Consider the following 26,192-nt stretch of genomic DNA (forward strand, 5'->3'; position numbering starts at 1 on the left):
CGCAGGACCTCGTTCTCCTGCTCGAGCAGCTTGATCCGCTTGCGGGCCTCACGCAGCTCGGCCGACTCGCTGCCACTGACGCCAGGCTTGGTCCCGGCGTCGATGTCGGCTTGGCGCAGCCACTTGAACAATGTCATCGGGTGGACCCCGAAGTCCTTGGCGATCTGCTCGACCGTGACGCCAGGCTCCCGTTCACGAGCGATTCGCACCACGTCATCACGGAACTCACGGGGGTAGGGCTTGGGCACAGCAACATCCTTCCAGCCCGCCACCAGGGCAAGCCATCTCAGATGTCACCCATCGGTGCAGCAGACCCCCCCAAACCAGTATAGAAACGACACCAACCGGCCAGCAGTCACCACGAACACCAGCGTGTGGTTCCGGGCTGAAAACTACGACTAGGCCGGTAGCGCCCGGCGGCACCGGACAGTGGCGCCCGGTGGCACTGGCACCGGAGATTCGAGGCCAGAAACGCCGATGCGCCCCGGTCCTGGTGGACCGGGGCGCACAGGTCAGGTGGTGGAGGTGCCGGGAATCGAACCCGGGTCCTTCGCCGCCTTGCCAGGGCTTCTCCGAGCGCAGCTCGCTGTGCCTCTACTCGGCCCCTCCGATCACGCGAGCGAGTCGGTGTGACGGGCCCAGTCGCTGATTGATCTCGCCGCACGGCCCCCGCGACCGGGTCCGATTGGCCAGCCTCCTAGCTGATGCCGGCTAACTGGGTCGAAGGCACTCCCAGGCCGACAGACTTGCTACTCGCCTCAGGCGGCGAGAGCGAAGTCAGCGCGATTCTGCTTGGCGCTTATTGTTTTCCAACGAACGATTTCCGAGACGACGTTGGCTTCCTCGGCTCGCTTCCCCTGCCGCAACGTACGAAGTCGAAACCAGTCACCCCCTCGACGGACCGCCCCTGTTGGCGGCACCGATAAGCCTAACGCCTGACGCAACGGGTTTCATCCCGCCCCGGCCGGGCGCCAGCTCAGCCCTCCATCCCCTTGCCCCGCCGGCCGGCAGCCCGGGCGATCTCCCGTTGCGCGTCCCGCTTGGCGAGGTCCTGCCGCTTGTCGTACGACTTCTTGCCCTTGGCGACACCGATCTCGACCTTGGCCCAGCCGTCGGAGAAGTAGACCTGCAGCGGGACGATCGTGAGCCCGCTCTCCCGGGTCTTGCCGATCAGCCGGTCGATCTCGATGCGGTTTAGCAGTAGCTTGCGGGTGCGTCGGGGCTCGTGGTTGGTCCAGGTGCCCTGCACGTACTCCGGGATGTGCATCCCGTGCAGATACAGCTCGCCGTTGCGCTCCTGGGCGAAGGCGTCAACCAGCGACGCCCGCCCCGCCCGCAGCGACTTGACCTCGGTGCCGGTCAACGCCATCCCCGCCTCGTAGGTGTCGAGGATCGAGTAGTCGTGGCGGGCCTTCCGGTTGGAGGCGACGACCTTGCGCCCCTTCTCCCGTGGCATCGGCGCCACCTCCCTTCCTGTCGCTGCAGCGCCCTTGGGTCGAACAGCGGCGATCATCCTACCGGAGCGCAAGGGCTCTCCCGCGCCGATTATTCCGATGCGGGAGAGCCCTGGCCTGACCGGGTGCGCGGACGGTCCACGGCCGCCCCGCGGGCGCTAGACCCGCAGATAGAAGTGGAGCGTGACCCAGGCGGTGATCGCGCTGATCAGGCCTCCGACGGCGGCCATCAGCGGGAAGGCGAGCAGCACTTCACCCCAGGTAACCGGTGCGAAGAGTCCCTGGAGGGCGCTCAGCGCCCCGTCGAAGAGGAAGACCTTCAGGCCGGCGAGGGCACCGAGGCCGAGCAGGGATCCGATCAGGCCGGCGACCACGGCTTCCAGGACGAAGGGCGCCTGGATGAACCAGTTCGACGCGCCGACGAGCTTCATGACCGCGACCTCGCGCCGCTTGCTGTAGGCGGCGACCTGGATGGTGTTGGCGACCAGGAGCAGTGCGGCGGCAGCCATCGCGACCGCCGCGACGAGGGCGATCTTCTGACCGGCGGAGAAGAGATTGAATATCTTGTCGAGTACGGCGGACTTGTCGACCACCTGGTCGACGCCCTCGATCTCGGCGTACTGCTCCCCGATCGCCTCGTACTCCTGCGGGTTCACCAGCGTCAGCCGGTACGACTCCGGTAGCGCTTCTGGACCGATCGCACTGAGCAGGTCCGGGGAGTCCCGGAACAACTCCTCGAAAATCTCGTGCGCCTCTTCTTTGTTGACGTACGTGACGCTCTCGATCAGCGGGTCAGCATCCAGCTTGGCCTGGACCGCTGTCTTCTGTTCCTCGGTGACCTCGGTCTCGAGGAAGATCGAGACCTCGATGTTCTCGAAGTACAGCTCCTTCATCTCGGCGACCTTGACGTAGATCAGGCCGCTCGCGCCGAGCATGGTCAGCGAGACCGCCATCGTAATGATCATTGCGATGGTCATGGTCACGTTGCGCCACAGTCCGACCATGACCTCGGACAGGACGTATTTCAAGCGCATCGAAGATTCCTCCGCGTCTCCGGCAGGTGGTGGTCGTCAGTCGGGGCGAAGCGCCGGCTCACCCGTAGACGCCGCGAGCCTGGTCGCGGACGATCCGGCCGCTCTCGATCTCGATGACCCGGCGGCGCATCTGATTCACGATGTTCGAGTCGTGGGTAACCATCACGACGGTCGTACCGGTGCGGTTGATCCGGTCCAGCAAACGCATGATCTCAATGGAGGTGTCCGGGTCGAGGTTTCCGGTCGGCTCGTCCGCGAGCAGGATCAGCGGACGGTTCACGAACGCCCGCGCGACCGCCACCCGCTGCTGCTCACCACCGGAGAGCTCCTGCGGATAGCGGTGCTCCTTGCCGCCAAGCCCGACCAGCTCCAGCACCTCCGGCACCACCCGGCGGGCAACCGCCTTGGTCTTGCCGATCACCTCGAGCGCGAATGCCACGTTCTCGTAGGCGGTGCGGTTCGGCAGCAGCCGGAAGTCCTGGAACACGCAGCCGATCGAGCGCCGGAAGGCAGGCCGCTTCCAGGAGCGCATCGACGTAACATCCTTGCCGTTCACGACGATCCGGCCCTTACTGGGCGCAACCTCGTGTAGCAGCATCTTGATGATGGTGGACTTGCCGGAGCCGGATGGGCCGATGAAGAAGACGAACTCGCCCTTCTCGATCGCGACGGACACGTTGTCGAGCGAAGGCCGGGACGCCTTCGGGTACGTCTTCGTCACTTGCTCAAGCTGAATCACGGGTCGTGAGTCTACGCGGTGTAACCGCTGTACCAAATCCCGCGCCCCTCAATTCCGGGACACGTCATCGATCTGCCAGCACTCACAATATTCGATGGCGCGCTGCGCCCACGATCCGTCACGCATTGTCATCAGCAAGCTGCTGCTGCTTTCGCCACCGGATACCGGCCTCAATGAAGGCGTCCAACTCGCCGTCGAAGACCGCGGAGGGAGTCCCGGTCTCCTGCTCTGTTCGAAGGTCCTTCACCATCTGGTACGGATGCAGGACATACGAACGCATCTGGTCACCCCAGGAGCCGGCGGCGTCGGTCTTCAGGCCCTGGAGTTTGGCCTGCTCCTCCTGGCGCTTCCGCTCCAACAGGCGGGCCTGAAGGACGCGCAGCGCGGACGCCTTGTTCTGAAGCTGGGACTTCTCGTTCTGACAGGTGACCACGATGCCGGTCGGGATGTGGGTGATCCGAACCGCCGAGTCGGTCGTGTTCACGCTCTGCCCGCCGGGACCGGACGACCGGTAGACGTCAAAACGCATCTCGTTCTCGGGAATGTCGATGTGATCGGTCTGCTCCACCACCGGGAGCACCTCGACCCCGGCGAAGCTGGTCTGCCGCCGCCCCTGGTTGTCGAAGGGGCTGATCCGGACCAGCCGGTGGGTGCCCGACTCGACGCTGAGCGTGCCGTACGCGTACGGCACCTTGACCGTGAAGGTGGCCGACTTGAGCCCGGCCTCCTCGGCGTACGAGGTCTCGTAGACCTCGGTGGGGTAGCCGTGCCGCTCGGCCCAACGCAGGTACATCCGCAGCAGCATCTCGGCGAAGTCCGCCGCGTCCACGCCGCCGGCACCGGCACGGATCGCCACCAGCGCCTCCCGGGAGTCGTACTCGCCGGAGAGCAGGGTGCGGACCTCCATCTCGTCGATGGCCTTGGCCAGCCCGGCGACCTCCGTCTCGACCTCGGTGAGGGCGCCCGGGTCGGACTCCGCCTCGGCCAGCTCCAGCAGCACCTTGGCGTCGTCGAGGCGGGAACGAAGCTCAGCGAGCTTGTTGATCTCCCCATTCACGTACGACAGCTCAGAGGTGACCTGCTGCGCCCGGGCCTGGTCGTCCCAGAGATCGGGGGCGGAGGCGGCCTCCTCCAGGCGGGCCTTGTCCGCCCGAAGCCGGTCGATGTCGAGCACCGACTCGATGTTGCGAAGAGTGGCGTCGAGGTCCTTGAGCTGTTCGGCGTAGTCGGCATCGGTCACGACAGACAAGACTACTGCGCGGGCGAGGAGTGAGCTTGCGAGCCCCGCAGCCCACGCCCAACAAACCCAGCGCGGGCGAGGAGTGAGCTTGCGAGCCCCGCAGCCCACGCCCAACAAACCCAGCGCGGGCGAGGAGTGAGCTTGCGGAGCGAGTGCGAACCTGCCGAGCGGGTGCGAACCTGCGGAGCGGGTGCGAGCTTGCGAGCCCCGCAGGCCACGCCACAGCCGCCCCCGCGGGCGAGGCGGGGCTTTCCGCGGGGCGGTCCCGGTCCGGGGCAGGACTTACCGCTGGCCCCGAGGGGCTACGTTGACCCAGGCGGGGGAGCTACGCCCGGTCAGCTGACCGGGGCGGACTTGAGCCAGGACAGGGCGGCCTTGTGATATGCGACGGCGAACTCCAGGGCGCTGGCGTCGTACGTCTCGCCTTCCTTCTTCGCATTCTTCACCTGCTCCCGAACCCGGGCCAGGGCCTCCGTGTGGTACTCGTTCGCAGCCGTCTGAAGGTTCTTGAGCTGGCTGGCCGAGTGCAGGTTTCCGAAGGCGAACCGCAACGCGATCGGGTTTCGAATAGTGTCTCGACCCGGCTCCTCCGTCAGCCATCTGGAGAAGGTCCGTTTACCCGCAGCAGTGATCGCATACGGCTGACTCATCCGCGGCCCCGGTTTACCGAGCCGCACCAGCCCCTTTTCGGCCAGCACGGGCAGCTCTCGGTAGACCTGGCTGCGGGTCATTGACCAGTACGGCGCCAACCGGCGCTCGGCGGCGGCCATAAGTTGACCACCTGTCATCGGGCCCTCGTGAAGCAGCCCGAGCAGGGCCGCCGCCGTGGGGTTGACTCCGGAATCCGCCATGCCTCTCACGCTGCCACTTTGCGGTCGCGGCGTCCAGGATTTCACGTTTTCGCCACCCGTCAGGGCTTCCTATGTGCACTGTCCACCGATATGGAGTGGATGAAAGGACCCCTTCCCCACGCCGGGCGGTCGACGTAGCGAAGGGGTCCTTCTGGTTAGCCCATGTGGGGATAGGTGTGGTCGGTCGGCGGGACGAAGGTTTCTTTGATCGTGCGCGGTGACATCCACCGAACCAGGTTCTGCCAGGAGCCGGCCTTGTCGTTGGTGCCACTGGCGCGGGCGCCGCCGAACGGCTGCTGGCCCACCACCGCACCGGTGGGCTTGTCGTTGATGTAGAAGTTGCCGGCCGCGTACCGCATCCGCTCGGCGACCCGGTCGACCACCTGCCGGTCGGTTGCGAAAATGGCGCCGGTCAACGCGTACGGCGCGATCGACTCGGCCTGAGTAACCACCTCGTCGAAGCGGGCGTCGTCGAAGACGTGCACGCCGAGGATCGGACCGAAGTACTCGGTGGTGAAGGTCTCGTGGGCGGCGTCGGTGCACTCGAAGAGTGTCGGCCGGACGAAGTAGCCGACCGAGTCGTCGGCGGTGCCTCCGGCGACGACCTGACAACGGTCATCCCCGGAGATCAGCTCCAGGGCGGCGGTGTGCCGCGCGTACGCCTTGGCGTCGATGACGGCACCGCCGAAGTAACTGAAGTCGGTGACGTCGCCATAGGTGAGCGCCTCCGCGGTGGCGGCGAGCCGGTCCCGCAGCCCACCTGCCCACAACGACCGCGGAATGTACGCGCGGGAGGCCGCGGAGCACTTCTGACCCTGGAACTCGTACGCGCCCCGGATCAGGGCGGTGTGCAGCGCGTCCACATCAGCGCTCGGGTGGGCGACCACGAAGTCCTTGCCGCCGGTCTCGCCGACCAGGCGCGGGTAGCTCCGGTAGTGGGCGATCTTCTCGCCGACGGTTCGCCAGAGCTGCTGGAAGACCTTGGTGGAGCCGGTGAAGTGGATGCCGGCCAGGTCGGGGTCGGCCAGCACCACGTCGGACACCTCCTCGCCCCGCCCGGTGACCATGTTGATCACGCCGGGGGGCAGGCCCGCCGCCTCGAAGAGCCGCATCGTGAAGTGCGCGGCGAACTGCTGGGTGGGGGCCGGCTTCCAGACCACCGTGTTACCGAGCAGGGCCGGTGCCGAGGGGAGGTTGCCGGCGATCGCGGTGAAGTTGAACGGGGTGATCGCGTAGACGAAGCCCTCGAGCGGACGGTGGTCGAATCGGTTCCAGGTGCCCGTCGAGGAGAGGGGCTGCTCGGCGAGGAGCCGGCGAGCGAAGTGAACGTTGAACCGAAGGAAGTCGATGAGCTCACAGGCCGAGTCGATCTCCGCCTGAAACGCGGTCTTCGACTGGCCGAGCATCGTGGCGGCGTTCAGCGTGTCCCGCCAGGGCCCGGCGAGTAGGTCAGCGGCGCGCAGGAAGACCGCTGCCCGCTCCGCGAACGGCAACGCCCGCCAACCGGGCGCCGCGTCCTTAGCGGCCTGCACGGCGGCCCGAGCGTCATCGTGGGTGGCGTGAGCGGTGACGCCCAGCACATGCGCGTGTCGGTGGGGCTGCACCACGTCGATCGGGGCGCCGCCGGCCATCCGTTGCTCGCCCGCGATGGTCATCGGCAGGTCGATCCGGTCGCTGGCCAGCTCGACCAGCCGCCGTTGCAGCCGGTCCTGGTCGGTGCCCCCGGGCTCGTAGGGGCGTACCGGCTCGTTGCGGGGCTCGGGCACGGAGAAGACGGCGTCCATCAAAAGGCTCCTGAGCATTTGTGGCAGCGGGGGTAACGGGCCCGCGGAGCGTCGGCCGGGTGGCCGGACGCCCAACACCGGGGCCGCAGGGGGCCGGGTACGGCGGCGGGACCTCGACTGATCCTCCCACGTTTGGTCCCTCTTCCCCACCACCCCAACTCCCCCGCACCGGCTGACGCGGCTCCCGGGCGGACGGCGACGGACGCGTACCCTGGTGGGCCGGTGAACCACCGGCCGCGCCGCGGGCCGGGTGCCGGTTGAAGGGACGACGATGACGAAGCAGCCCGGCGACTCCGCCGCCACGGAGCCGACGCAGGCGAGCCCGGACGCGGACGAGGCGAGCCCGGAGCGCCCCGGCGCAGGGAGCCTGGAGCACCGGGGCCCAACAAGCCCGGACGCAGCGAGCCCGCTCGCGGCCGGCACGCCAACGGCGGCAACGGCCGGCCTGCTCGCCCCCGGCGCGCCGGCGCTCGGCCTGCTGGCGCTCGGCTGGCTGGCCGCCATGCTCTGGTCCACCCGCGCGGTGATCGACTCGGCGGCGGCCGGAGTCACCGCAATCAGCCTCTCCGCCTTTGCCCTCCCCGGGGTGATCTCGGCCGCGCTCGTCGCCGGCACCGCCTTCGCGCTGTTCGGGGCGGAGCTGCTCGCCCATCGAGGTCGGGACCGGAGCACCCTGCGCTTTGTCGCAGCGGTCGCCAGCGGGCTACTGATCGGGCTCGCTGCCGCCTTCGCCATCAACCTGACCTACGCTGACACGGCCACCACCAACGTGATCGCCGGCACCACCGCCGCCGCCGCCATCATCGGCGGGGGCATCGCCGCGACGCGGACCGCCCCGGTGATCGGTGCGGTGGTGGCCGCCGGCCTCGGCACGCTCGTCTTCGTCGTGGCGTTCAGCTGGGCGCGGGACCCACTCTTCGACCTCTTCGGCGCGGGCGAAACCCAGGAGTCGCTGCTCAGCGCCGCGAAGTGGGTCTCCCGTACCGAGTCCCTGCTCGCCGGCCTGGTGGCGGGGCTGTTGGCCTTCGGCTACCTGACCTGGTCCCGACGCCGGGCGGCGCGCCGCAGCGATCTGCCGGGCCTGCGCTGGCCGGCCTACCTGATCGCCGGGGCCGGCCCCGGCCTGCTGCTACTCGTCGCCGAGGTGATCCTGCGGGTCGGGGGACGCCGGCTGCTCGACCTGGCTGGCGCGCTCAGCGAGGCGGACGCCGTGGCGCAGACCTCTCTCGGCACCTCCCGGGTGGACAACGGGATCTGGGTGCTCTTCGTCGGCGCGCTGACCGCGATGATCGCCTTCGGCCGCACCCTCGGACCGGCCCCACTGGACGAGGAGGACCCGGACGGGGAGTGAACCGCGCCGGCTGGAGGGCTTTCGGAGTCAGCCGGAGCAGATCGGTCCCGAGCGACCACGTCGAGCGGCTGGGCTAGCTCAATTCGCGGAGCTGGTCCAGCTCGGTGACGTCGTACCACTCCAGCTCGTGATCTTCGGCGCCGTCAACGGTGAACTGCGCGTCCGGGTCACCGCCGAGCGCCTCGGTCACCACCCGGGCCGCGGCGGTGACGTCCTGGACCGCGTCCGCCCCGTCCACGTGGATGGCGGCCACCGCCCCCACCGGTACCGGACCGGCCAGCTCGACCGTGCTGGACCCCAGATCCGCGTCGCCCGCTCCGGGGGTGGCCACAGGCAGATCAGCCGAGACGACGACCCGGCGGCGCGGTGCCGCGTCGTCGGCCGCCAGGAGTTGGAGCGCGTCCTGGGCGGCCCGGGTGAACGCGACGTACTCCAACTCCTCCTCGTCCCCCTCGGCGTACCACTCGCGCAGTGCCGGGGTGACCGCGTGCGCGGAGGCCGCGGGGAGCCCGCCGGTCCGCAGCAGCGTCAGCATCGGCACGGTCGCCGGGACGTACACCCGGACATGCTCATTGGTCACCGGTTCTCCCTGAGTTCAGCTCCACCGGCGGACGCCGGCCTGGGGGCGCCGGTCATGCCGTACGCCGTGACCGTCATACACCCCGGACCGGCTCGACGAAAGTCGGGTTCCCGGAGTGTTCCCGAGCGCACTCTTGGTGCTGCGGTGGGCCCCGCTGCCTTCGGGGCCATACTGGTGGCAAACTGAGGCAAACGCAGCCAACTCAAGGAGTTTGCGTGGCGGAGCCGAGGTTCCTGCTGCTGTCCGAGGTCGCCGCCGAGCTGAACGTGTCGGACTCGCAGGTCTACCACATGGTACGCAGCGGCGAGCTGCCGGCGATCAAGATCGGTGGACGCGGTCAGTGGCGGGTGGAGCGCGCGCGGCTGGAGGAGTACATCAACCACAAGTACGCGGAGACCGCCGAGTGGGTTCGGGACAACCCGCTCGTCGAACGTGAGCCGGAGTAGCCGGCCCACCATCCACAGGCATTGACCATTACCTCTTTCGTCCTCCAGAATCATGGTCTGCCGTAGGCAAACGAAGGCAAACACAATGATCTGGAGGGCCGGAATGACTGCCGTCCGCCGCCCCGAGCCGACTCGTCCCCCGGTCCGGCTTCGCCCGGCCCCGTCCATCGACCCGCCCTGCGTCGAAGACGACCCCGTCCGCTGGCCGATCGACGGCCAGCTCGCGCTCGACCTCTTCCAGCTGGGGCCAGGACCGCCGCCCCGCCCGCCCGGTAAGCACCGCGGGGCCGGACCGGGCCCACCCGGGCCCCGGCGCACACCGACCCGGTTGCCCGCCACGACGCTGGCCACCGCCACCCCGGAGGCGACCCGGGTCGCACACCGGTTCGTCACCACCTGCCTAGAGGTGATCAACGGCTATCGACCGCACGGCCAGCTGCGCCGACTACTTGACCCGGCCCGGGCGGCCGAGCTGGCGCCCGAGCTGGCCCGCGCCACCGCCCGCGCGGGGCCGGTGCGACGCCGCTCCACCCGGCCCGGCACGCGCCTGCGCCGGCTACGGGTGTGTGAGCCGCGAGACGCGGTCGTCGAGGCAGCCGCCGTGCTGGCCGGGCCAGCCGGCTGGACCTGGGCGATGGCGATCCGCCTCGAACAGCGCCGCGGCAACTGGTTCTGCACCGCTCTCAACGTTCTGTGAGAGGTGTGTGCACGCAACCCGTGCACACACCCGGCGCAGGTCGGTCAGGCGCCGCCGTTGGGCGAGCCGTGGCAGCGCTTGTACTTACGTCCCGAGCCACACGGGCACGGCGCGTTACGCGACGGCCCGTTGCCGCCCTCGGCCTGCCCCGGCGCCGCTCGGCGGGCGGTGCCGGCGGCGACCGCGTGGCCACGCGCACCACTGCCCCGCCGTTGCGGTGCGGTGGGAGCGGCCTGCCCGGGTGCGGCCGGAGCGGTCATGGCGGGGCGCTCCTCCTGCGGTGCCGCCTCGCCGGCCCGCTCGACGGCGACCGAGCCGCGCCCGGCCTCCCCGTCGATGGTCGGCGCGGAGTATTGCAGGCCCTGCTGCTGTGGCGCACGACCGAGGCCCTTGGCCCGAACCTCGACCGGCTTCTCCAGGAGCTTAACCTCGTCGGCCGCCGGCTCCGGCTCCTGAACCTGCACGTCCAGGTTGTAGAGGAAACCGACCGTCTCCTCCTTGATGCCGTCCATCATGGTGGCGAACATGTCGAAGCCCTCACGCTGGTACTCCACCACCGGGTCCCGCTGGGCATAGGCCCGAAGACTGATGCCCTCCTGGAGGTAATCCATCTCGTAGAGGTGCTCACGCCACTTGCGGTCGATCACCTGGAGCAGGACCATCCGCTCAAGCTGGCGGACGCCCTCCGTGCCGAGCTGCTCCTCGCGGCGGTCGTACGCGGCGTGCGCGTCCTCCTTGAGCCGGCTGAGCAGGAAGTCGACATCGATGCTCGCCCTCGACCCGCCGGCCTCCTCCTCCAACTCCTCGATGGTGAAGCCGACCGGGTAGAGCTGCTTGAGGCTGGACCAGAGCTGCTCGAAGTCCCAGTCCTCGGCGTAGCCCTCCGCGGTGGCGCCCCGGACGTAGGCCTCGACGACATCGCCGATCATGTTCCGGACCTGATCCGACAGGTCCTCGCCATTGAGCACCCGAAGCCGCTCAGCGTAGATCACCTGCCGCTGCTTGTTCATGACCTCGTCGTACTTGAGGACGTTCTTGCGGAGCTCGGCGTTCTGGGACTCGATCTGCGCCTGCGCGGTCTTGATCTGGCGGGTGACCATCTTCGACTCGATGGGCACATCCTCCGGGATGTTGAAGCGCTCCATGACGGCCTCGACTGCGCCGGAGCGGAAACGCTTCATCAACTCGTCCTGTAGCGACAGGTAGAAACGGGACTCACCCGGGTCGCCCTGACGACCCGACCGGCCGCGCAGCTGGTTGTCGATGCGCCGGGACTCGTGCCGCTCGGTGCCCAGCACGTAGAGGCCACCGGCGGCGGAGACCTCGTCCGCCTCGGCGTCGCAGGCCTGCTTCCAGGTGGGCAGGACCTCCTCCATCGCCTTGGCGTACTCCTCCTCGTGCTCGGTCGGGTCGAGCCCGCGCTGGCGCAGCTCGTTGGCGGCGAGGAACTCCGGGTTACCACCGAGCAGGATGTCGGTGCCGCGGCCGGCCATGTTGGTGGCGACGGTGACCGCGCCCTTGCGACCGGCCTGGGCGACGATCTCCGCTTCGCGCGCGTGGAACTTCGCGTTCAGCACCGAGTGCGGAATGCCCCGGCGACGCAGGAGCTGGGAGAGGATCTCGGAATTCTCCACCGAGACCGTGCCGACGAGCACCGGCTGGCCGGCGTGGTGCCGCTCGACGATGTCGTCGACGACCGCGTTGAACTTGGCCTTCTCGGTCTTGTAGATGACGTCGGAGCGGTCCTCCCGGACCATCGGCCGGTGCGTCGGGATGGTCACCACCCCGACCTTGTAGACCTTGTTGAACTCGCCCGCCTCGGTCTGGGCGGTACCGGTCATCCCGGCGAGCTTCGCGTAGAGGCGGAAGTAGTTCTGGAGGGTGACGGTGGCGAGGGTCTGGTTCTCCTGCTTGATCTCCACCCCCTCCTTGGCCTCGATCGCCTGGTGCATGCCCTCGTTGTAGCGGCGCCCGTGCAGGATGCGACCGGTGAACTGGTCGACGATCAGGACCTCGCCCTCGCTGACGATGTAGTCCTTGTCCCGCTTGAAGAGTTCCTTCGCCTTGATCGCGTTGTTCAGGTAACCGACCAGCGGCGTGTTGACCGACTCGTAGAGGTTGTCGATGCCGAGCCGGTCCTCGACCTTGCCGACTCCCCGCTCCGTCACCGCGACCGTGCGCTTGGCCTGGTCGACCTCGTAGTCGCCCTCGCCGTCCTTGCCGGGCTGCAGCCGGGCGACCACCGCGGCGAACTCGCCGTACCAGCGGGCGGAGTGTTCGGCCGGGCCGGAAATGATCAACGGGGTGCGGGCCTCGTCGATCAGGATCGAGTCCACCTCGTCCACGACGGCGAAGTTGTGGCCCCGCTGGACCAGGTCCTCCTTCGACCAGGCCATGTTGTCGCGCAGGTAGTCGAAGCCGAACTCGTTGTTGGTGCCATAGGTGATGTCGCACTCGTAGGCGGCGCGGTGCTCGGCGGCGGGCCGGTTGGGCAGCACGACGCCGACGGTGAGCCCGAGGAACTCGTGCACCCGGCCCATCCAGGCGGCGTCCCGCTCGGCCAGGTAGTCGTTGACCGTGATCACGTGCACGCCCTCGCCGGAGAGCGCGTTGAGGTAGACCGGCATGACCGAGGTGAGGGTCTTCCCCTCACCGGTCTTCATCTCGGCGATGTTGCCGAAGTGCAGCGCCGCGCCACCCATTACCTGGACGTCGTACGGGCGCTGACCAAGCACCCGGGCAGCGCCCTCGCGACAGACCGCGAACGCCTCGGGCAACAGGTCATCAAGAGTCTCGCCGCCCTCCAGCCGCTCCCGGAACTGCGCGGTCATCTCCCGCAGCTCGTCGTCGGTGAGGTTGACGTAGTCGTCCTCGATCGAGTTGACGGCGGCGGCGATCGCCTTGAGCCGGCGCACCAGGCGCCCCTCGCCCGCACGGAGGACCTTTTCCAGAATCGACACGGATCAACGCTCCCCTAGACAGTCTCGAACCATCGTAGGCGTTCCATCGCGGCGATGGTCACTGGTGGCGGGGTCCGTTCCGCCGAAGCGGACATAACGCACTCGGTTGGAGCGGGCGGGCCTAATCCGGTTACGCCCTGGGCGAACGATCCGGCACGATGACTCAGATGAGACGAATCGAAATCAATAAGCCGGACGGGGGCCTACCCGCGGAGCGGCCGGCCGGGATCGACACCGCGCCGGGGCGGATCGAGACCGGGTTCGGACGAATCGACACCGCGCCCTGGCCGGAGGCGGCATGACGCCGGAGACCATCGACGGGCCCGGGATCCGGCTGCGGCTGTCCCGCCTCGAGGACATCCCCGACACGGCCGCCGCCTGCTCCGACCCGCTGGTCCAACACTTCCTGCCGGCGCTGCCATCGCCGTACACCGAGGCGGACGCCCGGTGGTGGATCACCGAAGGGGCGCCCGCGGCCTGGGCCAACGGCGGGGCCGCGTACACCATCGCGGACCGCGACACGGACCGACTGCTCGGCACGGTCGGGCTGAACGACCCGGCCCCGAGTCGCCAGGAGGCGGCGATCGGCTACTGGGTTGCCCCCTGGGCGCGGGGGCGTGGCGTCGCCACGGCCGCGACCCAGACCCTCGCCGACCGGGCCTTCGCCGACGGGCTGCGCCGACTGGAGCTCCTCACCGTCCCGGAGAACATCGCCAGCCAGCGGGTGGCGCTGGCCGCCGGCTTCCGCCCCGAGGGCGTACGCCGGTTGGCGAGCCGCGGCCGAGACGGCGAATGGGCAGATCTCCTCACCTGGGCGCGGCTCGCCGACGACCCCCCGGGGCCGACTCCGCGGTTGCTGCCGGACCTGCCCGACGGCCGACTCACCGACGGCGTGGTGGAGCTCCGGCCGCGCGGCCCGCAGCACGCGGAGGCCATGTACCACCTGCAAACCCAGCCCGAGATGGTCGCCATCCTGGTGCCGCCGGAGCCGCCGCGACGGGTGGACATCGAACAGAACTGCCGGGAGGTGCAGTCCCGATGGCTCCGGGACAAGGTCGCGAACCTGGCCATCATCGACGCGAGCAGCGGGGCCACCGCCGGCATCTGCCAACTGGTCCTCGACAATCCGCTGCTCCGACAGGGCATGGTCGGCTACGGTCTGCTGCCGGCCTGGCGCGGACACGGGTATGCCACCCGGGCGGTCCGACTGCTCGCCGAATGGGGATTCGCCGAGGTCCGGCTCGGCCGGATCTGGGCGGATACCCACGCCGGCAACGTCGCTTCGGAGCGGGTGTTGGAACGGGCCGGGTTCCGCCGAGAGGGGCGGGCACGCGGGCGCTTTCCCGCCAACGACGGGCTCCGGACGGACAGCACGCTCTTCGGCCTGCTCCCCGGCGACCTGCCGGAGGCACCCGAAGCACGCTGAGCCACTGACCGGACCCCAGGCCGGTCAGCGGTAGCGCTGCCCGGCCGCACCAACGCGGTGGAGCCGAAGGTGAGGGCGCACGCTGGCGGTGCGGGGCACCGCCCAGCGCGGCCGGCCCGGTGTGCCCCGGCCCGTACCTGGGGCGTCAGACGGCCAGGGAGATGATCCCGTAGTCGTAGGCGTGCCGTCGGTAGACGACGCTGGGCCGACCGGACTCCTTGTCCTGGAACAGGTAGAAGTCGTGCCCGACCAGCTCCATCTGGAACAGGGCGTCGTCAATGGTCATCGGCTCGGCGGGGTGGACCTTCTCCCGCGCGATGTGCCACGGCTGGTCGTCGCGCTCCTCCTCGGCCCGCTCGGCAACCGCCGTCGCCGTGGCAGTGTCGGCGGACAGGGGCCCGGCGACGAGGTCGGTCACCGGAAGCCCGGCGGTGGCGGCGGCGACGGAGATGGGGGCGTGCCGGCCATGGTGGACCCGACGGCGGTCGGCCGCCCGGCGCATCCGGGCGTCCAGCCGGGCGATGGCCGCGTCGAGCGCGCTGTAGAAGTCACTCGTGCCCGCCTCGGCCCGCATCACCGGGCCCCGGGAAAAGCAGGTGATCTCCACCCGCTGGCAGTGGTCCGCCTGACGCGGATTGCGCTCATGGAACAGCTCAACATCAACCCGGATGATCTTATGATCGTAACGTTCGATCTTGGCGAGCTTCTCCGCTACGTGCACCCGGAAATGATCTGGAACTTCGACGTTCCGGCCCTTGACCACGATGTCCACGTGACCTCCCTTGTTCGGATGGTCGTTACTGCGGTACCCCGGTCGCGCCCTCGGGACGGTCCCACTCGGCGTCGACCGGTCAGTGCGGCTACGCCTCCCTTCACCGCCGGGAGGTGGGAGAACTCCTCCTACCCCCGACAGCAGAACGCTAACTCCTGTTCGGCCGACCGTCACCCCTGGTTTTCAGGACAGTCCAGGATTTTTCCTGAATCGTTCACCAAGGGGGGAGAAAGAAAACACGATCGGTTACCGGCGCCGCCTCCGCTCGGTCGCCGCGAGCACCGCCGCAACCGACGGCACCCGGCCGGTCGCGGTCAGCACCCGACTCACCGCGGCGAGCGTCGAACCGGTGGTGACGATGTCGTCCACGACAACCAGCGCCGCACCCGCCGGCAGCGGCCGCCACCGGCGGCGGGTCCGAAACGCCGCGGCGGCCGACGCCGCCCGGCCCGCGCTGTCCAGCGTCACCGAGTCCGGCCGGGGCAGCGCCCGCACCGCGGAACGGACCTCGACCGGCCAGCCGGCCCGCCGCAACCGGTCCGCGCAGTGCCGGGCCAACCGGCTCAGGTGGTCGCCGTACCGGGCACGGGCCATGGCCGGGGTGTCCGGCACCGGCACCAGCGACACCGGGCGCACCGGGCCGACCGCGACCGCCACCACCTCGGCGAGCAGCGCACCCAGCGGCCGGGCCAGCCCGTGCCGGCCATGGTCCTTGTAGGCGAGCAGCACCTCCCGCAGCGGGCCCGTGTAGGGCCCGAGCGCCACGCAGGGCGGCAGCCCCTCCGGAGCCGGCGTCGGACGTACCGGCCTCGGGCGCAGGTCGCCCAGCGCCGCTACGCACTCCGGGCAGACCCCTTGCCGCAGCCCGGGCCGCTGGTCCCGGCATCCGGCGCACTCCACCGGCAGCACCAGTGCGCCAAGGTCCTGGACGACTCGACCGAGGCCCCGCATCACTGGTCAGAAGAGGAGGAGGGGCGCGGATGGGTCACTCGCGTGGACACCGGCCGACGGGAGGTCCCGAACCTGGTCCGGGGTGATCCGCTTGATCGGAAAGCCCTGGTACGCCACGTCGTTGGCCTCGTACATCACCGTGCCGTACGGGGCCTCCGGATGCGCCGGATACGCCACCAGATGGGTGACGATGGCGCCGGTGACGTGCAGGTTGGTCTCCCGGGCCCCATCCACCCCGACCTCGTAGAGCACTCGTTTGCCGCCCTTGGAGCCGGCCAGGACCAGACTGTTCTCGTCGTACCAGTCGACTGCGGTGAGCCCGGTGAGGGAGGTGTGGCTAAGGCGGGGCGGCCCGACGGCGAGCGTGTCCCCATCGTGACTCACCGCTGCCAGGTAGAGCTGTCCACCGCTGACGATCGCCAGCCGATGCCCGTCCAGGGCGGCAGCCACCGCTGTCACGCCCTCGATGCTCAGCTGCACCAGGTCCAGTTTGGCCGCCTCGTCAAAGCGGTACAGCTTGCCGTCGGCGACGACCAGGCCGACCGGCCGCTGCGGTTGCGCCGACCGCAGCCAGAGCGGGCGGCTCATCGTCCGGAACGTCTCCTGACTTTCGGCGAACGCGGTGAGGGGGGCGGAGCCGACCTCGACCGCGAGTCGCTGCAGCCCACCCCCGGCATCAACCGTGAGTGCCGCGAGCGTGCGTTGCCCGGAGCGGCTGATTCCGGCCGACAGCACCTTGTCGTTCGCGGCCGGCGCCACCGGCACCGCCGCTGGGCCGAGGGAACGGATCGCCCCCTCATAGATGCAGAAGGGCTGCGGGATGGATTCGACCTGATACACCGGATTCAGCTTCCGGCGCTCCCCCACGTCCTCGATGATCAACTCCGACTGGTTGCGGATCTTCAACTCGAGCTGCCCGGTCAGCTCCGGCAACGACCACACGAGCTGGGTGGCGAGCAGATCCAGCCGGGCACGGTCCGCACCGGGCATGTCCAGGTTGACCTCCCAGCGGTCGTCCGTCCGGGTGGCGTTGTTGATCAGATTGGTGCCGTCCGGCAACCCGCTGATCGCCCGCTTCAGCCAGGCGGAATGGCCTCCGACCAGCCACCGGACCACCTCGCTGACCAGCCGGTCCTCGGGCACGGCGAGGGCCAGGTAGCGCTGGTCCGGCACCAGGCGCAGCCTGTCCGAACTCCAGAAATAGATCGTCCAGGGCTTGTAGTACTGCTGCAGCGCCTCGACGCTGAGCAGGAGCACGTTTGGCGGATCCGTCACATACCACTCGACCTCATCCCCGCCCTCCGGCGAGAACGGGCTCAGGCCGAAGGCGTACGTCTCCGGGGTGGCCTCCGGTGGCGCCAGCACCCCGTCGGCGGTCAGCTGCCCGACCTGCTGCACCGTGAGGGTGACCTCGATCTCCTCCGACCCGGGGACAATGATCGGTTCCTCGAGCAGCCGCACCACGGTCAGCGCGACCTCGCTCCCCTCTTTCTTCGGCAACCGGGCTCGGTCCTCCGCGATGACGAACTCGCTGACCCGGTCGTACGCCCCATCCGGCTCCCCGGCCGCGGCAGCGAGGAAGTTGTCGACGAACTCCTCCCGGCTGTCCGCAGCGGTACGAGCCGGTGGCTCGAACCGGCCCCCGCTACTCGTCCCCGTCTCGGCCGCCGGGCCGGGGCCCTCGATGCGCACCTCGGTCTCCCTCGGGATCCCGCAACCGGCCGCGGTGACGAGGAGAACGCCACCGAGCAGGCCGCCGAGCAACTGGCGGCTCACGGCCGGGCCTCCGCACCGTCGGTCGGCGCGGGACCAACCGCCAGCACCCCCGCGCTGCCCGGACCGATGGCGAGCAGGCCGCCCTCGCGTGGGCCACCACACGGCAGCTGCGCGTCGGCGGGAACCAGTCGCAGCGGCGAGGAGGTCAGCCGGTCGCCGGCCCGCGCCGGCAGGGTGAGCCGGAACTGGGCCCCCTGCCCTGGCGCACCCCACGCCTCCAACCACCCGCGGTGCAGCCGGGCGTCCTCAAGGCTGATCGACAGCCCCAACCCGGTACCCCCGGTCTGTCGGGCCCGCGACGGGTCGGCCCGCCAGAACCGGTTGAAAATCAACTTCTCCTCCCCCGGTTTGAGCCCCAACCCACGATCGCGCACAGTGACCGCCACCGCGGTCTCGTCCATCCCCAGGGTGATCCGCACCGGCTTCCCCTCGGCGTGCTCGACGGCGTTGCCGACCAGGTTCCGCAGCACCCGCTCGACGCGACGCGGGTCGACCTCGGCGATGACCGGGCCACCCGGCAAATCCAGTTCGACGGCTACCCCCACCCGCTCGGCGAGACAGGCCAGCCGACCCACAACCCGGTGCACGACCGGGACCAGGTCGGTGGGTTCTGCGTCCAGCGCGGCGAAGCCGGCGTCGAATCGACTGATCTCCAGCAGGTCGGTCAGCAGCTCCTCGAACCGGTCCAGCTCCGTCTGGAGCAGCTCGGCGCTACGGGCCACGGCCGGGTCGAACTCATCCCGTTCGGCAAAGATCAAGTCTGCGGCCATCCGGACCGTGGTCAACGGTGTCCGCAGTTCGTGCGAGACATCCGAGGTGAAGCGGCGTTGCAGCCGCGACATCTCCTCCAACCGGAGGATCTGCCGTTGCAGGTTGGTCGCCATCTGGTTGAAGGACTCGGCGAGCAGCGCCAGGTCATCCTCGCCATTGACCGCCATCCGCTGGTCGAGCAGGCCGGCGGAGAGGCGTTGCGCGGTCCGGGCGGCCACCCGGACCGGCGTCACCACCAGCCGGGTCACCAGGGCGGCGAGCAGCCCGAGCAGTACCACCAGGGCGGCACCGGTCCCCACCACGGTCGCCCGGACGTCCGCGGCGGTGGCGTCCTGCCGGGTCAACGGAACGAGGTAGTAGAGCTCGACCTGACCGAACTGGGTCGGCACCGGCGAGCCGTAGGCCAGATACTTCGTGTCGGTCTCGCCGAGTCGGCCGGTGCTGATCTGGCTGGCGACCTCACCCCCGGCGACGGTGGCGCGCAGCTCCGGGCTGATCAACGAACTGAGGTTGTCTACCACCGGGGCGGTCCGGGGCTGGATCACCCCTTCGGCGTTGTCCGCGATCAGGGCGACCACCACCCCGGTCGCCTGCTGGGGGTCGCCGCCGGCCAGGTAGTTCACCGTCCCGTCAACGGTCTCCTGGAACTGCGCCTCCTCCGGCTTGTGGTAAAACCCGAGCTGTTTGGCCGCGTACGCCGCACCGCTGTTGAGCCGGGTCTGCACATCGGTCTCGGCGTTCTCCAGCAGAATGCTGGTGATCTTGTCTGCGATGAGATAGGCGAAGCCACCGACCAGCAGGCTGGAGGCCAGGAGCGTAATGGTCACCACCCGCACCTGCAACGAGCGCCGCCAGGCCTGGTGCAGCCCGGCGACCAGTCGCGCGCCCCACCCGCCCACGGCACGCCACAGCTCCCCGGCGGCGAGGCGGCGCGGGGAGCTGTTCGTGGTGGGGTCGGGAACCAGGGAGTTGGCCACAGTGTGGCCAGGTTATCCGGTACCCGCCTTGTAGCCCACGCCGCGCACGGTCAGGATGATTTCCGGGCGCTCCGGATCTGGCTCGATCTTGGCCCGGAGCCGCTGGACATGCACGTTGACCAGGCGGGTGTCGGCGGCATGCCGGTACCCCCAGACCTGCTCCAACAAGACCTCCCGGGTGAAGACCTGCCGCGGCTTGCGGGCGAGCGCGACCAGCAGGTCGAACTCCAACGGCGTGAGCTTCACCTCCGCACCGTTACGGCTGACGGTATGCGCCGGCACATCGATGGTGATCTGGTTACCCGGCGGACCGATGGTGAGCAGCTCGGGGGCGGCATCCTCCCCCCGGCGCAGCCGGGCCCGCATCCGGGCCACCAGCTCCTTGGGCTTGAACGGCTTCACCACGTAGTCGTCCGCCCCGGACTCCAGTCCCAGGACGACATCGACCGTGTCGCTCTTGGCCGTCAGCATGACGATCGGTATACCCGACTCACCCCGGATCGACCGGGCCACGTCGATGCCACTCATGCCCGGCAGCATGAGGTCGAGCAGTACGATGTCCGGCCGGTTCTCCCGGAACGCGGCCAGGGCACGTTCGCCATCGGCCACGAACGAAGGCAGGAAGCCCTCGCTGCGCAGGACGATGCCCAGCATCTCGGCGAGGGCGGGGTCATCGTCAACCACCAGTACCCGAGCTCTCATGGGATTAATCTTCCATCCCCATCTCCGTCATGGGATCCACGTCCGCTTCCCGGGGCGGGATCCACCGTCCGCTGGCATCGATGCCGTCACCCGGCACCCCGCGGCCGGACGTCACCGTCGGCCGCGCGGGTCAGCTGATCGGACCAGCCTGCCACCATGATCCCTGGGTGTGCCCACCGGCGCCAGCACCGAACATGCGTTCCGGCGCTCACCCCGGGCGGGCGGCGTGCTGCAGAAGCCGCCGGGGCTGTCCGGCCCCGCCCGGTCGGGCGGGGCCGGACAACACACGAGATCACCAACCGTTCTGGCGTCGCCTCAGTAGCGGTAGTGGTCCGGCTTGAACGGACCCTCCTGCTGCACCCCGAGGTACGCCGCCTGCTCCTTGGTCAAGGTCGACAACCGCGCGCCCAGCGCGTCCAGGTGCAGCCGCGCGACCTTCTCGTCTAGGTGCTTCGGCAGCACGTACACGCCCGTCGGGTACTCGTCGGTCTTCGTGAACAGCTCGATCTGAGCGATCGTCTGGTCGGCGAAGCTGTTGGACATCACGAACGACGGGTGGCCGGTCGCGTTGCCCAGGTTCAGCAGCCGCCCCTCCGAGAGCACGATCACCGCGTGCCCGTCATCGAACCGCCACACATCCACCTGCGGCTTGACGTTCTCCCGCGTCACATCCGTCCGACGGGCCAGCCCCGCCATGTCGATCTCATTGTCGAAGTGCCCGATGTTACCCACGATCGCCTGGTGCTTCATCCGCGCCATGTGCTCGTTGGTAATCACATCGAAGCAACCGGTCGCCGTAATGAAGATATCGGCGGTCTCCACCACGTCTTCCACCGTGGCGACCTGGTAGCCATCCATCGCCGCCTGGAGCGCGCAGATCGGGTCGATCTCGGCGACCACCACGCGGGCCCCCTGGCCACGCAGCGATTCCGCGCAGCCCTTGCCCACGTCGCCGTAGCCGATTACCACCGCGACCTTGCCACCGATCAGCACATCGGTAGCGCGGTTAATCCCGTCGACCAACGAATGCCGACACCCGTAGCGGTTGTCGAACTTGCTCTTCGTTACCGCGTCATTAACATTGATCGCCGGGAAGAGCAGCGTACCCGCCCGGTGCATCTCATACAGGCGATGCACACCCGTGGTCGTCTCCTCCGTCACGCCACGGATGCCGCTCGCCAGTCGGGTCCACTTTCCGCTGTCGCGCTCCAGCGACCGACGCAGCAGGTCAAGGACCATGGTGAATTCTTCGCTGTCATTGGGGCCCGCCGCCGGCACCGCACCGGCCCGCTCGAACTCGACGCCCTTGTGCACCAGCAACGTGGCGTCGCCACCGTCGTCGAGGATCATGTTCGGACCCTCGTCACCCGGCCAGGTCAACGCCTGCTCGGTGCACCACCAGTACTCCTCCAGCGACTCGCCCTTCCAGGCGAAGACCGGCACTCCCGCCAGCGCCTCCGGGGAGCCCTCCGGACCCACCACCACCGCGGCGGCGGCGTGGTCCTGAGTGGAGAAGATGTTGCACGACGCCCACCGGACCCGTGCTCCCAACACCACCAACGTCTCGATCAACACGGCCGTCTGCACGGTCATGTGCAGTGAACCCGAAATCCGCGCACCAGCCAACGGCCGCGACTGCCCAAACTCCTGCCGAAGCGCCATCAAGCCCGGCATCTCATGCTCCGCGAGCCGAATCTCCTTGCGCCCAAACTCAGCAAGCGACAGGTCCGCAACCTTGTAGTCACCGTCGGAGACGGTGGTGGGCTGGGACGTCCCGCTGGCGGACGCCGGAAGGGTGCTGGTCATGAAGTACTCCTGTCGACGATGTGCAGCGCGATAAACACCTTACGCGCGCGTACCGGTCGACCGCGCCCCTCCCCGGACAGCGCACGAGGCGGCCGGCCCTGGGAGGAAAGCTCCGTCCCTGGTCCGACCGCCCCGCACATCCCCCCGGTTTGGTTCCCCACACGCTCCCGAGACCGCCGTCGCGGCAACGCTGTGCGCCTAAAGCGTCACACCGCCATCCTGGCGAGTCAAGCTATTCCGGAAAAATCGGACTTGCGTGTTGCTAGGTATCCGGCTCAGCTCAGCCCAGAGCTCGCCACGTACGCCTCGCCCGTACCCGAGATCCGCAACTCACCGGCGGCAGCCGGGCTCACCGCGGCCTGCCCCGGCCCCAGCTCCACCGACCCGGCACCGTCGTCCACGGTGAGGGCGCCGGCAGCGCAGAGCACCACCCGCGGCCCGACCAGCGGCACCGTCACCTCCGCCTGATCCGAGCCCACCTGAACCTGGTACAACGCGAAGTCGTCCACCGGTACCGGCCAGCAGACCACACCCGGCGCGACCGGCACCGCCCGCACCACCGGATCGTCCAACACCTCGAACCGCAGCACCCGCAGCAGCTCGTCGACGTCGATCCGCTTCGGCGTCAGCCCTCCGCGCAGCACGTTGTCACTCGCCGCCATGATCTCCACGCCGGTACCGCGCAGGTATGCGTGCAGGTTCCCGGCCGGCATCCAGATCGCCTCCCCCGGTGCGATCCGCACCCAGTTGAGCAGCAGCGCCACCAGCACACCGGGATCGCCCGGGTAGCTGTCGGCCAGCGACCGGGCCAACCGCGCGTCCGGACTCTCCACCGCCGCCGACGCGACCGCCGCCACCAGCCCGGCACGCTGATCAGTGGGGAAGGTCAGCAGGAGCCGTACCGCGTCAGCGAGACCCGCCGCTCCCGTCCGCAGGGCGGCCACCACCGGCTCCAGCGACGGTATGTCGAAAGCGGCGAGTACCTCCGCGGACTCCGCCGGATCACGGAACCCGCAGAGCGCCTCCATCGGCGTCAACGCCACCAGCAGCTCTGGCTTGTGGAACGGGTCAACGTAGTTACGTTGCCCCACCTCCCGCGCCGCGTCAGCGGCGTGGCCGGTACGGGCCTGCTCCGGATCGGGATGGGCCTGAAGACTGAGCGGCGCGTCGGCGGCGAGGACCTTGAGCAGGAACGGCAACCGAACGCCGAACCGGTCAACGACCTCCTGGCCCAGCCAATGCCCCGGCTCGGCCGACAACAGCTCGACCAGACTGACCCGGGTCCCGTCCCGGTCCACGCTGGCCGGTGCGCCCGGATGCGCGCCCAACCACAGCTCCGCCTCCGGCTCCGGACTCGGCGTAGGTCGCCCCTGAAGGGTGGCGATCGCCGAGCGAGAGCCCCAGGCATAGTTTCGGATCGGCCCGTACAACAATTCCATGGGTCAACCCCCAGACAGCCCGACGTCCTCGCCGGGTTCACTTTCGGTCCGCTCAGCACCGGACGCGACATAAACATCCGGCTCCAGATAGATCACACGGGCAAACGGCACGGCGGCGCGGACCCTTGCCTCCACCGCGTTGATACCCCGGGCCAACTCCTCGGCGCTGCCAACCGAGGTGAATGCGACCTTCGCCGCCACCATCAGCTCCTCGGGGCCGAGGTAGAGCGTCTTCATGTGAATGATTCGCTCGACCTCTCCGCCGACGGTCATCGCCTTCTCGATTGCCTCGACCTCGTGCGCCTCGGCGCCCTCACCAAGGAGCAGGCTCTTGGTCTCGATGGCGAGGACAACCGCGATCACCACCAGCAGAACACCGATCATCGCGGTGCCGGCGGCGTCCCATCGGCCGTCGCCGGTAACCAGGGTCATGCCGACCCCGAAGAGCGCGAAGATCAGACCGACCAGCGCACCCAGGTCCTCCAGGAGCACCACCGGCAGCTCGGGGGCCTTGGCCCGGCGGACGAACCGCACCCAGGACTGCTTCCCACGGACGCGATTCGACTCCTGGATCGCGGTCCGAAATGAAACCGTCTCCATGACGATAGCGCTCACCAGGACAACGACCGGGACCCAATGCCAGCTTTCGATGCCCTCCGGGTGCGACCACTTGTGGTACGCCTCGTAAAGGGCGAAGAGGCCACCGACGCTGAACAGCACAATGGAGACGATGAAGGCGTAGATGTAGCGTTCCCGGCCGTACCCGAACGGGTGTTGTGGGGTCGCGGCACGCTTCGCCCGTCGCCCGCCGAGCAGCAGCAGGCCCTGGTTGCCGGCGTCGGCGACCGAGTGGATCGATTCGGCCAGCATCGACGACGAACCGGTCAGCAGGAACGCGACGAACTTCGTTACCGCGATGCCCGTGTTGGCGAACAGCGCGGCGATGATTGCCCGCGTCCCGCCACTGGCGCTCACGCCCCCGCCCCACTTCGCTGGGCCGCGGCGCCCCTACCTGCGCTCACTGATTGGCCAACTCCTTCATCTCGGTGACCGCGGGAACGGCCATCGGATCCAGGCCGTGCGCCAGGGCGAGATAGATCGAGGCGAAGTCCGGCACCGCAATCAGCGAGGCGAGCCGCTCCAGCGCCGAGCCACCTTCAGCGGTGACCACGTCGGCGCGCACTCCCCGCCGCTCGGCGAGGGTCTGGACCGCGTCAGCGCGCCGCTCCTCAACCACGAGCGGCTCGTCGGCGTCGTCTTCCGGGTTGAGGCCGCCGTCGCGCAGCAGCACCAGCCGCAGCCGAGTCCCCACCGCCGCCGTCTGGTCGGGATCGGCGAAAATGTCCCGCTCCCCCTCGACCAGCCCGCCGAAGACCCCGTCGAGCAGGCCGACCCGGCCGCGACCAGCCTCGCCGAGCGCCCCGGAGACAATCGGGTACCGGGCGTTCGCCGAGAGGGTGTCGCCGAAACGGCGGGCCGCGACGGTGGCCAGTGGTGACGACCCCCAGACGATCGGGATCGAGCCGGCCAGACCCAGTGCGAGGGACTTGGCCGGATTGACGAAGGACTCGGCGGAGGGCCGACACCGATCAGCCTCGGCGTCCAGTCGGGCGGCGGTCTCCGCCAGGTCCGCCTCGTTGACCTTGACCAGACCGAGCATCCGGGCGGCCAGCAGCACCGGCACGGTCAACGCCCAAAGACTCGCTCGCGCCGGGGCCCGTCGGGGTACCGGAATGAATGGCGCTCGGGCCCGCTCCGCGACCGACTGTAGCTGGGAGTCCGGGGCACCGACCGCGACCAGGCGGGCACCTCTCCGGTGGGCCGCCTCGGCCGCCCCAAGCGCCTCCGGGCTACGGCCAGAGGCGCTGACCGCGATCACCACGTCGGCGGCGCCCACCCAGCCGGGCACGCCGGCACTGCGATGTGGGATCACCGGTACCGGGCAGCGCGGCCCGGCGACCGTCGCCAGCACGTCACCGGTCCGCCCGGCCGTGCCGATTCCCGCGATGACCACCGCGCGCGGACGCCCCTCGTCAGCCAACACCGACAGGTTGGCCTCGGCGGCGAGGGCGGCCGACTCACGGACCTGCGCCCCACCGGAGGCGATGTGCCGCAGCATCCCACCCGGATCCCGCTCGGCGAGCGCGTCCAGATCGTCCAGCAGGGCCTCGTCGACTTCCCGGTGGCCACTGACCCCGGCCGTACCGTCGATCACGACCGCTCCGCCGGGCCGCCGCGCGCCTCGTCCAGCAGGAGCACCGGCACATCGTCGCGGACCTCGAAGATTCGGCCGCACTCGGTACAGGTGAGCGTCTGCGCCCCGGCGTCATAGTCGAGTGGGGCGTGGTGTGTGTCCGGGCAGGCGAGAATCTCCAGCAACTGCGGATCCAGGGCCACGGCGCGGCTCCTTCCACCTCTGGGCTACCGGTCGGGGGC

At 69.3% G+C, this 26,192-nt stretch carries 24 protein-coding genes and 1 other RNA gene; 5 read left to right on the top strand and 20 right to left on the bottom strand.

Annotation, left to right across the window (positions count from 1 at the left end):
- The 8 genes from K228_RS29210 to pruA all read right to left on the bottom strand — a co-directional run.
- Positions 1–248 (bottom strand): IS3 family transposase (locus tag K228_RS29210; RefSeq protein ID WP_025619315.1); only part of this gene is annotated, 248 nt, incomplete at its 3' end.
- 269 nt (positions 249–517) lie between these two features.
- Positions 518–893: a transfer-messenger RNA gene (gene ssrA / locus K228_RS27280) on the bottom strand.
- Positions 894–976: 83 nt separating this feature from the next.
- Entirely contained in the window at positions 977–1,456 is a 480-nt protein-coding gene (smpB, locus tag K228_RS0115830; protein WP_025619316.1) for an SsrA-binding protein SmpB, read from the bottom strand.
- Between the two features lie 156 nt (positions 1,457–1,612).
- A complete protein-coding gene (gene ftsX, locus K228_RS0115835; protein ID WP_025619317.1) occupies positions 1,613–2,488 on the bottom strand; it encodes a permease-like cell division protein FtsX in 876 nt (291 codons plus the stop codon).
- Positions 2,489–2,546: 58 nt separating this feature from the next.
- Positions 2,547–3,227: a cell division ATP-binding protein FtsE gene (gene ftsE / locus K228_RS0115840; protein WP_012181145.1), complete on the bottom strand. Its 681-nt coding sequence runs from the start codon at positions 3,225–3,227 to the stop codon at positions 2,547–2,549.
- Between the two features lie 118 nt (positions 3,228–3,345).
- Positions 3,346–4,467 carry a peptide chain release factor 2 gene (gene prfB / locus K228_RS0115845; protein WP_025619318.1) on the bottom strand — a complete coding sequence of 374 codons (1,122 nt, stop codon included), beginning with the start codon at positions 4,465–4,467 and terminating at the stop codon, positions 3,346–3,348.
- 335 nt (positions 4,468–4,802) lie between these two features.
- On the bottom strand, positions 4,803–5,318 hold the full coding sequence (locus tag K228_RS0115850; protein WP_018721074.1) for a PadR family transcriptional regulator: 516 nt from the start codon (positions 5,316–5,318) through the stop codon (positions 4,803–4,805).
- Between the two features lie 155 nt (positions 5,319–5,473).
- The gene (pruA, locus tag K228_RS0115855; RefSeq protein WP_025619319.1) at positions 5,474–7,102 is read right to left on the bottom strand and encodes an L-glutamate gamma-semialdehyde dehydrogenase; all 1,629 of its coding nucleotides are present in this window, start codon (positions 7,100–7,102) and stop codon (positions 5,474–5,476) included.
- 271 nt (positions 7,103–7,373) lie between these two features.
- Between pruA and K228_RS0115860 the strand changes: the two genes are divergently transcribed.
- Positions 7,374–8,453, top strand: a complete 1,080-nt coding sequence (locus K228_RS0115860; protein ID WP_025619320.1) for a hypothetical protein — start codon at positions 7,374–7,376, stop codon at positions 8,451–8,453.
- 73 nt (positions 8,454–8,526) lie between these two features.
- Here K228_RS0115860 and K228_RS0115865 read toward each other — a convergent pair whose 3' ends face one another.
- Positions 8,527–9,033: a DUF6912 family protein gene (locus tag K228_RS0115865; RefSeq protein ID WP_025619321.1), complete on the bottom strand. Its 507-nt coding sequence runs from the start codon at positions 9,031–9,033 to the stop codon at positions 8,527–8,529.
- A gap of 215 nt (positions 9,034–9,248) precedes the next feature.
- Between K228_RS0115865 and K228_RS0115870 the strand changes: the two genes are divergently transcribed.
- Both K228_RS0115870 and K228_RS0115875 read left to right on the top strand, forming a co-directional pair.
- Positions 9,249–9,479 carry a helix-turn-helix transcriptional regulator gene (locus K228_RS0115870; protein WP_025619322.1) on the top strand — a complete coding sequence of 77 codons (231 nt, stop codon included), beginning with the start codon at positions 9,249–9,251 and terminating at the stop codon, positions 9,477–9,479.
- 103 nt (positions 9,480–9,582) lie between these two features.
- Positions 9,583–10,176 carry an Rv3235 family protein gene (locus K228_RS0115875; RefSeq protein WP_025619323.1) on the top strand — a complete coding sequence of 198 codons (594 nt, stop codon included), beginning with the start codon at positions 9,583–9,585 and terminating at the stop codon, positions 10,174–10,176.
- A gap of 44 nt (positions 10,177–10,220) precedes the next feature.
- Here K228_RS0115875 and secA read toward each other — a convergent pair whose 3' ends face one another.
- On the bottom strand, positions 10,221–13,136 hold the full coding sequence (gene secA, locus K228_RS0115880; protein WP_025619324.1) for a preprotein translocase subunit SecA: 2,916 nt from the start codon (positions 13,134–13,136) through the stop codon (positions 10,221–10,223).
- Between the two features lie 167 nt (positions 13,137–13,303).
- Between secA and K228_RS30050 the strand changes: the two genes are divergently transcribed.
- Together K228_RS30050 and K228_RS0115890 are read left to right on the top strand one after the other, a co-directional pair.
- On the top strand, positions 13,304–13,438 hold the full coding sequence (locus tag K228_RS30050) for a hypothetical protein (RefSeq protein ID WP_281171586.1): 135 nt from the start codon (positions 13,304–13,306) through the stop codon (positions 13,436–13,438).
- Positions 13,435–14,562, top strand: a complete 1,128-nt coding sequence (locus K228_RS0115890; protein ID WP_025619325.1) for a GNAT family N-acetyltransferase — start codon at positions 13,435–13,437, stop codon at positions 14,560–14,562. Before K228_RS30050 ends, K228_RS0115890 begins: the two co-directional genes overlap by 4 nt.
- 145 nt (positions 14,563–14,707) lie before the next feature.
- Here K228_RS0115890 and hpf read toward each other — a convergent pair whose 3' ends face one another.
- The 10 genes from hpf to K228_RS0115945 form a co-directional block, all read right to left on the bottom strand.
- Positions 14,708–15,334, bottom strand: a complete 627-nt coding sequence (hpf, locus tag K228_RS0115895; RefSeq protein WP_025619326.1) for a ribosome hibernation-promoting factor, HPF/YfiA family — start codon at positions 15,332–15,334, stop codon at positions 14,708–14,710.
- Between the two features lie 246 nt (positions 15,335–15,580).
- Complete coding sequence (locus K228_RS0115900; RefSeq protein ID WP_033776963.1) at positions 15,581–16,285, bottom strand: ComF family protein; 705 nt, start codon at positions 16,283–16,285, stop codon at positions 15,581–15,583.
- A gap of 6 nt (positions 16,286–16,291) precedes the next feature.
- Positions 16,292–18,061 (bottom strand): LpqB family beta-propeller domain-containing protein, encoded by a 1,770-nt coding sequence (locus K228_RS0115905; RefSeq protein WP_025619328.1) that lies wholly within the window; start codon positions 18,059–18,061, stop codon positions 16,292–16,294.
- The gene (mtrB, locus tag K228_RS0115910) at positions 18,058–19,809 is read right to left on the bottom strand and encodes an MtrAB system histidine kinase MtrB (protein ID WP_033776965.1); all 1,752 of its coding nucleotides are present in this window, start codon (positions 19,807–19,809) and stop codon (positions 18,058–18,060) included. Before mtrB ends, K228_RS0115905 begins: the two co-directional genes overlap by 4 nt.
- 12 nt (positions 19,810–19,821) lie before the next feature.
- Positions 19,822–20,511, bottom strand: coding sequence for an MtrAB system response regulator MtrA (mtrA, locus tag K228_RS0115915; protein WP_025619330.1), 690 nt, complete (start codon positions 20,509–20,511; stop codon positions 19,822–19,824).
- A gap of 315 nt (positions 20,512–20,826) precedes the next feature.
- Positions 20,827–22,317: an adenosylhomocysteinase gene (ahcY, locus tag K228_RS0115925; protein WP_025619331.1), complete on the bottom strand. Its 1,491-nt coding sequence runs from the start codon at positions 22,315–22,317 to the stop codon at positions 20,827–20,829.
- 275 nt (positions 22,318–22,592) lie between these two features.
- Entirely contained in the window at positions 22,593–23,756 is a 1,164-nt protein-coding gene (manA, locus tag K228_RS0115930) for a mannose-6-phosphate isomerase, class I (RefSeq protein WP_025619332.1), read from the bottom strand.
- A 3-nt stretch (positions 23,757–23,759) separates the two neighbouring features.
- Positions 23,760–24,731 carry a cation diffusion facilitator family transporter gene (locus tag K228_RS0115935; protein ID WP_025619333.1) on the bottom strand — a complete coding sequence of 324 codons (972 nt, stop codon included), beginning with the start codon at positions 24,729–24,731 and terminating at the stop codon, positions 23,760–23,762.
- Positions 24,732–24,774: 43 nt separating this feature from the next.
- Positions 24,775–25,971 carry an SIS domain-containing protein gene (locus K228_RS0115940; protein ID WP_025619334.1) on the bottom strand — a complete coding sequence of 399 codons (1,197 nt, stop codon included), beginning with the start codon at positions 25,969–25,971 and terminating at the stop codon, positions 24,775–24,777.
- A complete protein-coding gene (locus K228_RS0115945) occupies positions 25,968–26,153 on the bottom strand; it encodes a Trm112 family protein (protein ID WP_018254105.1) in 186 nt (61 codons plus the stop codon). Before K228_RS0115945 ends, K228_RS0115940 begins: the two co-directional genes overlap by 4 nt.
- Positions 26,154–26,192: the final 39 nt, after the last annotated feature.

Origin of the sequence: Salinispora cortesiana (genome assembly GCF_000484695.1) — a bacterium.
Taxonomy (GTDB): domain Bacteria; phylum Actinomycetota; class Actinomycetes; order Mycobacteriales; family Micromonosporaceae; genus Micromonospora; species Micromonospora cortesiana.

Bases quoted from the DNA above. Each gene is read 5' to 3' on its own strand.
- smpB (WP_025619316.1), bottom strand. From the start codon at position 1,456: ATGCCACGGGAGAAGGGGCGCAAGGTCGTCGCCTCCAACCGGAAGGCC.
- ftsX (WP_025619317.1), bottom strand. From the start codon at position 2,488: ATGCGCTTGAAATACGTCCTGTCCGAGGTCATGGTCGGACTGTGGCGC.
- K228_RS0115850 (WP_018721074.1), bottom strand. From the start codon at position 5,318: ATGGCGGATTCCGGAGTCAACCCCACGGCGGCGGCCCTGCTCGGGCTG.
- pruA (WP_025619319.1), bottom strand. From the start codon at position 7,102: ATGGACGCCGTCTTCTCCGTGCCCGAGCCCCGCAACGAGCCGGTACGC.
- K228_RS0115860 (WP_025619320.1), top strand. From the start codon at position 7,374: ATGACGAAGCAGCCCGGCGACTCCGCCGCCACGGAGCCGACGCAGGCG.
- K228_RS0115875 (WP_025619323.1), top strand. From the start codon at position 9,583: ATGACTGCCGTCCGCCGCCCCGAGCCGACTCGTCCCCCGGTCCGGCTT.
- K228_RS30050 (WP_281171586.1), top strand. From the start codon at position 13,304: ATGAGACGAATCGAAATCAATAAGCCGGACGGGGGCCTACCCGCGGAG.
- K228_RS0115890 (WP_025619325.1), top strand. From the start codon at position 13,435: ATGACGCCGGAGACCATCGACGGGCCCGGGATCCGGCTGCGGCTGTCC.
- K228_RS0115900 (WP_033776963.1), bottom strand. From the start codon at position 16,285: ATGCGGGGCCTCGGTCGAGTCGTCCAGGACCTTGGCGCACTGGTGCTG.
- mtrA (WP_025619330.1), bottom strand. From the start codon at position 20,511: ATGAGAGCTCGGGTACTGGTGGTTGACGATGACCCCGCCCTCGCCGAG.
- ahcY (WP_025619331.1), bottom strand. From the start codon at position 22,317: ATGACCAGCACCCTTCCGGCGTCCGCCAGCGGGACGTCCCAGCCCACC.
- manA (WP_025619332.1), bottom strand. From the start codon at position 23,756: ATGGAATTGTTGTACGGGCCGATCCGAAACTATGCCTGGGGCTCTCGC.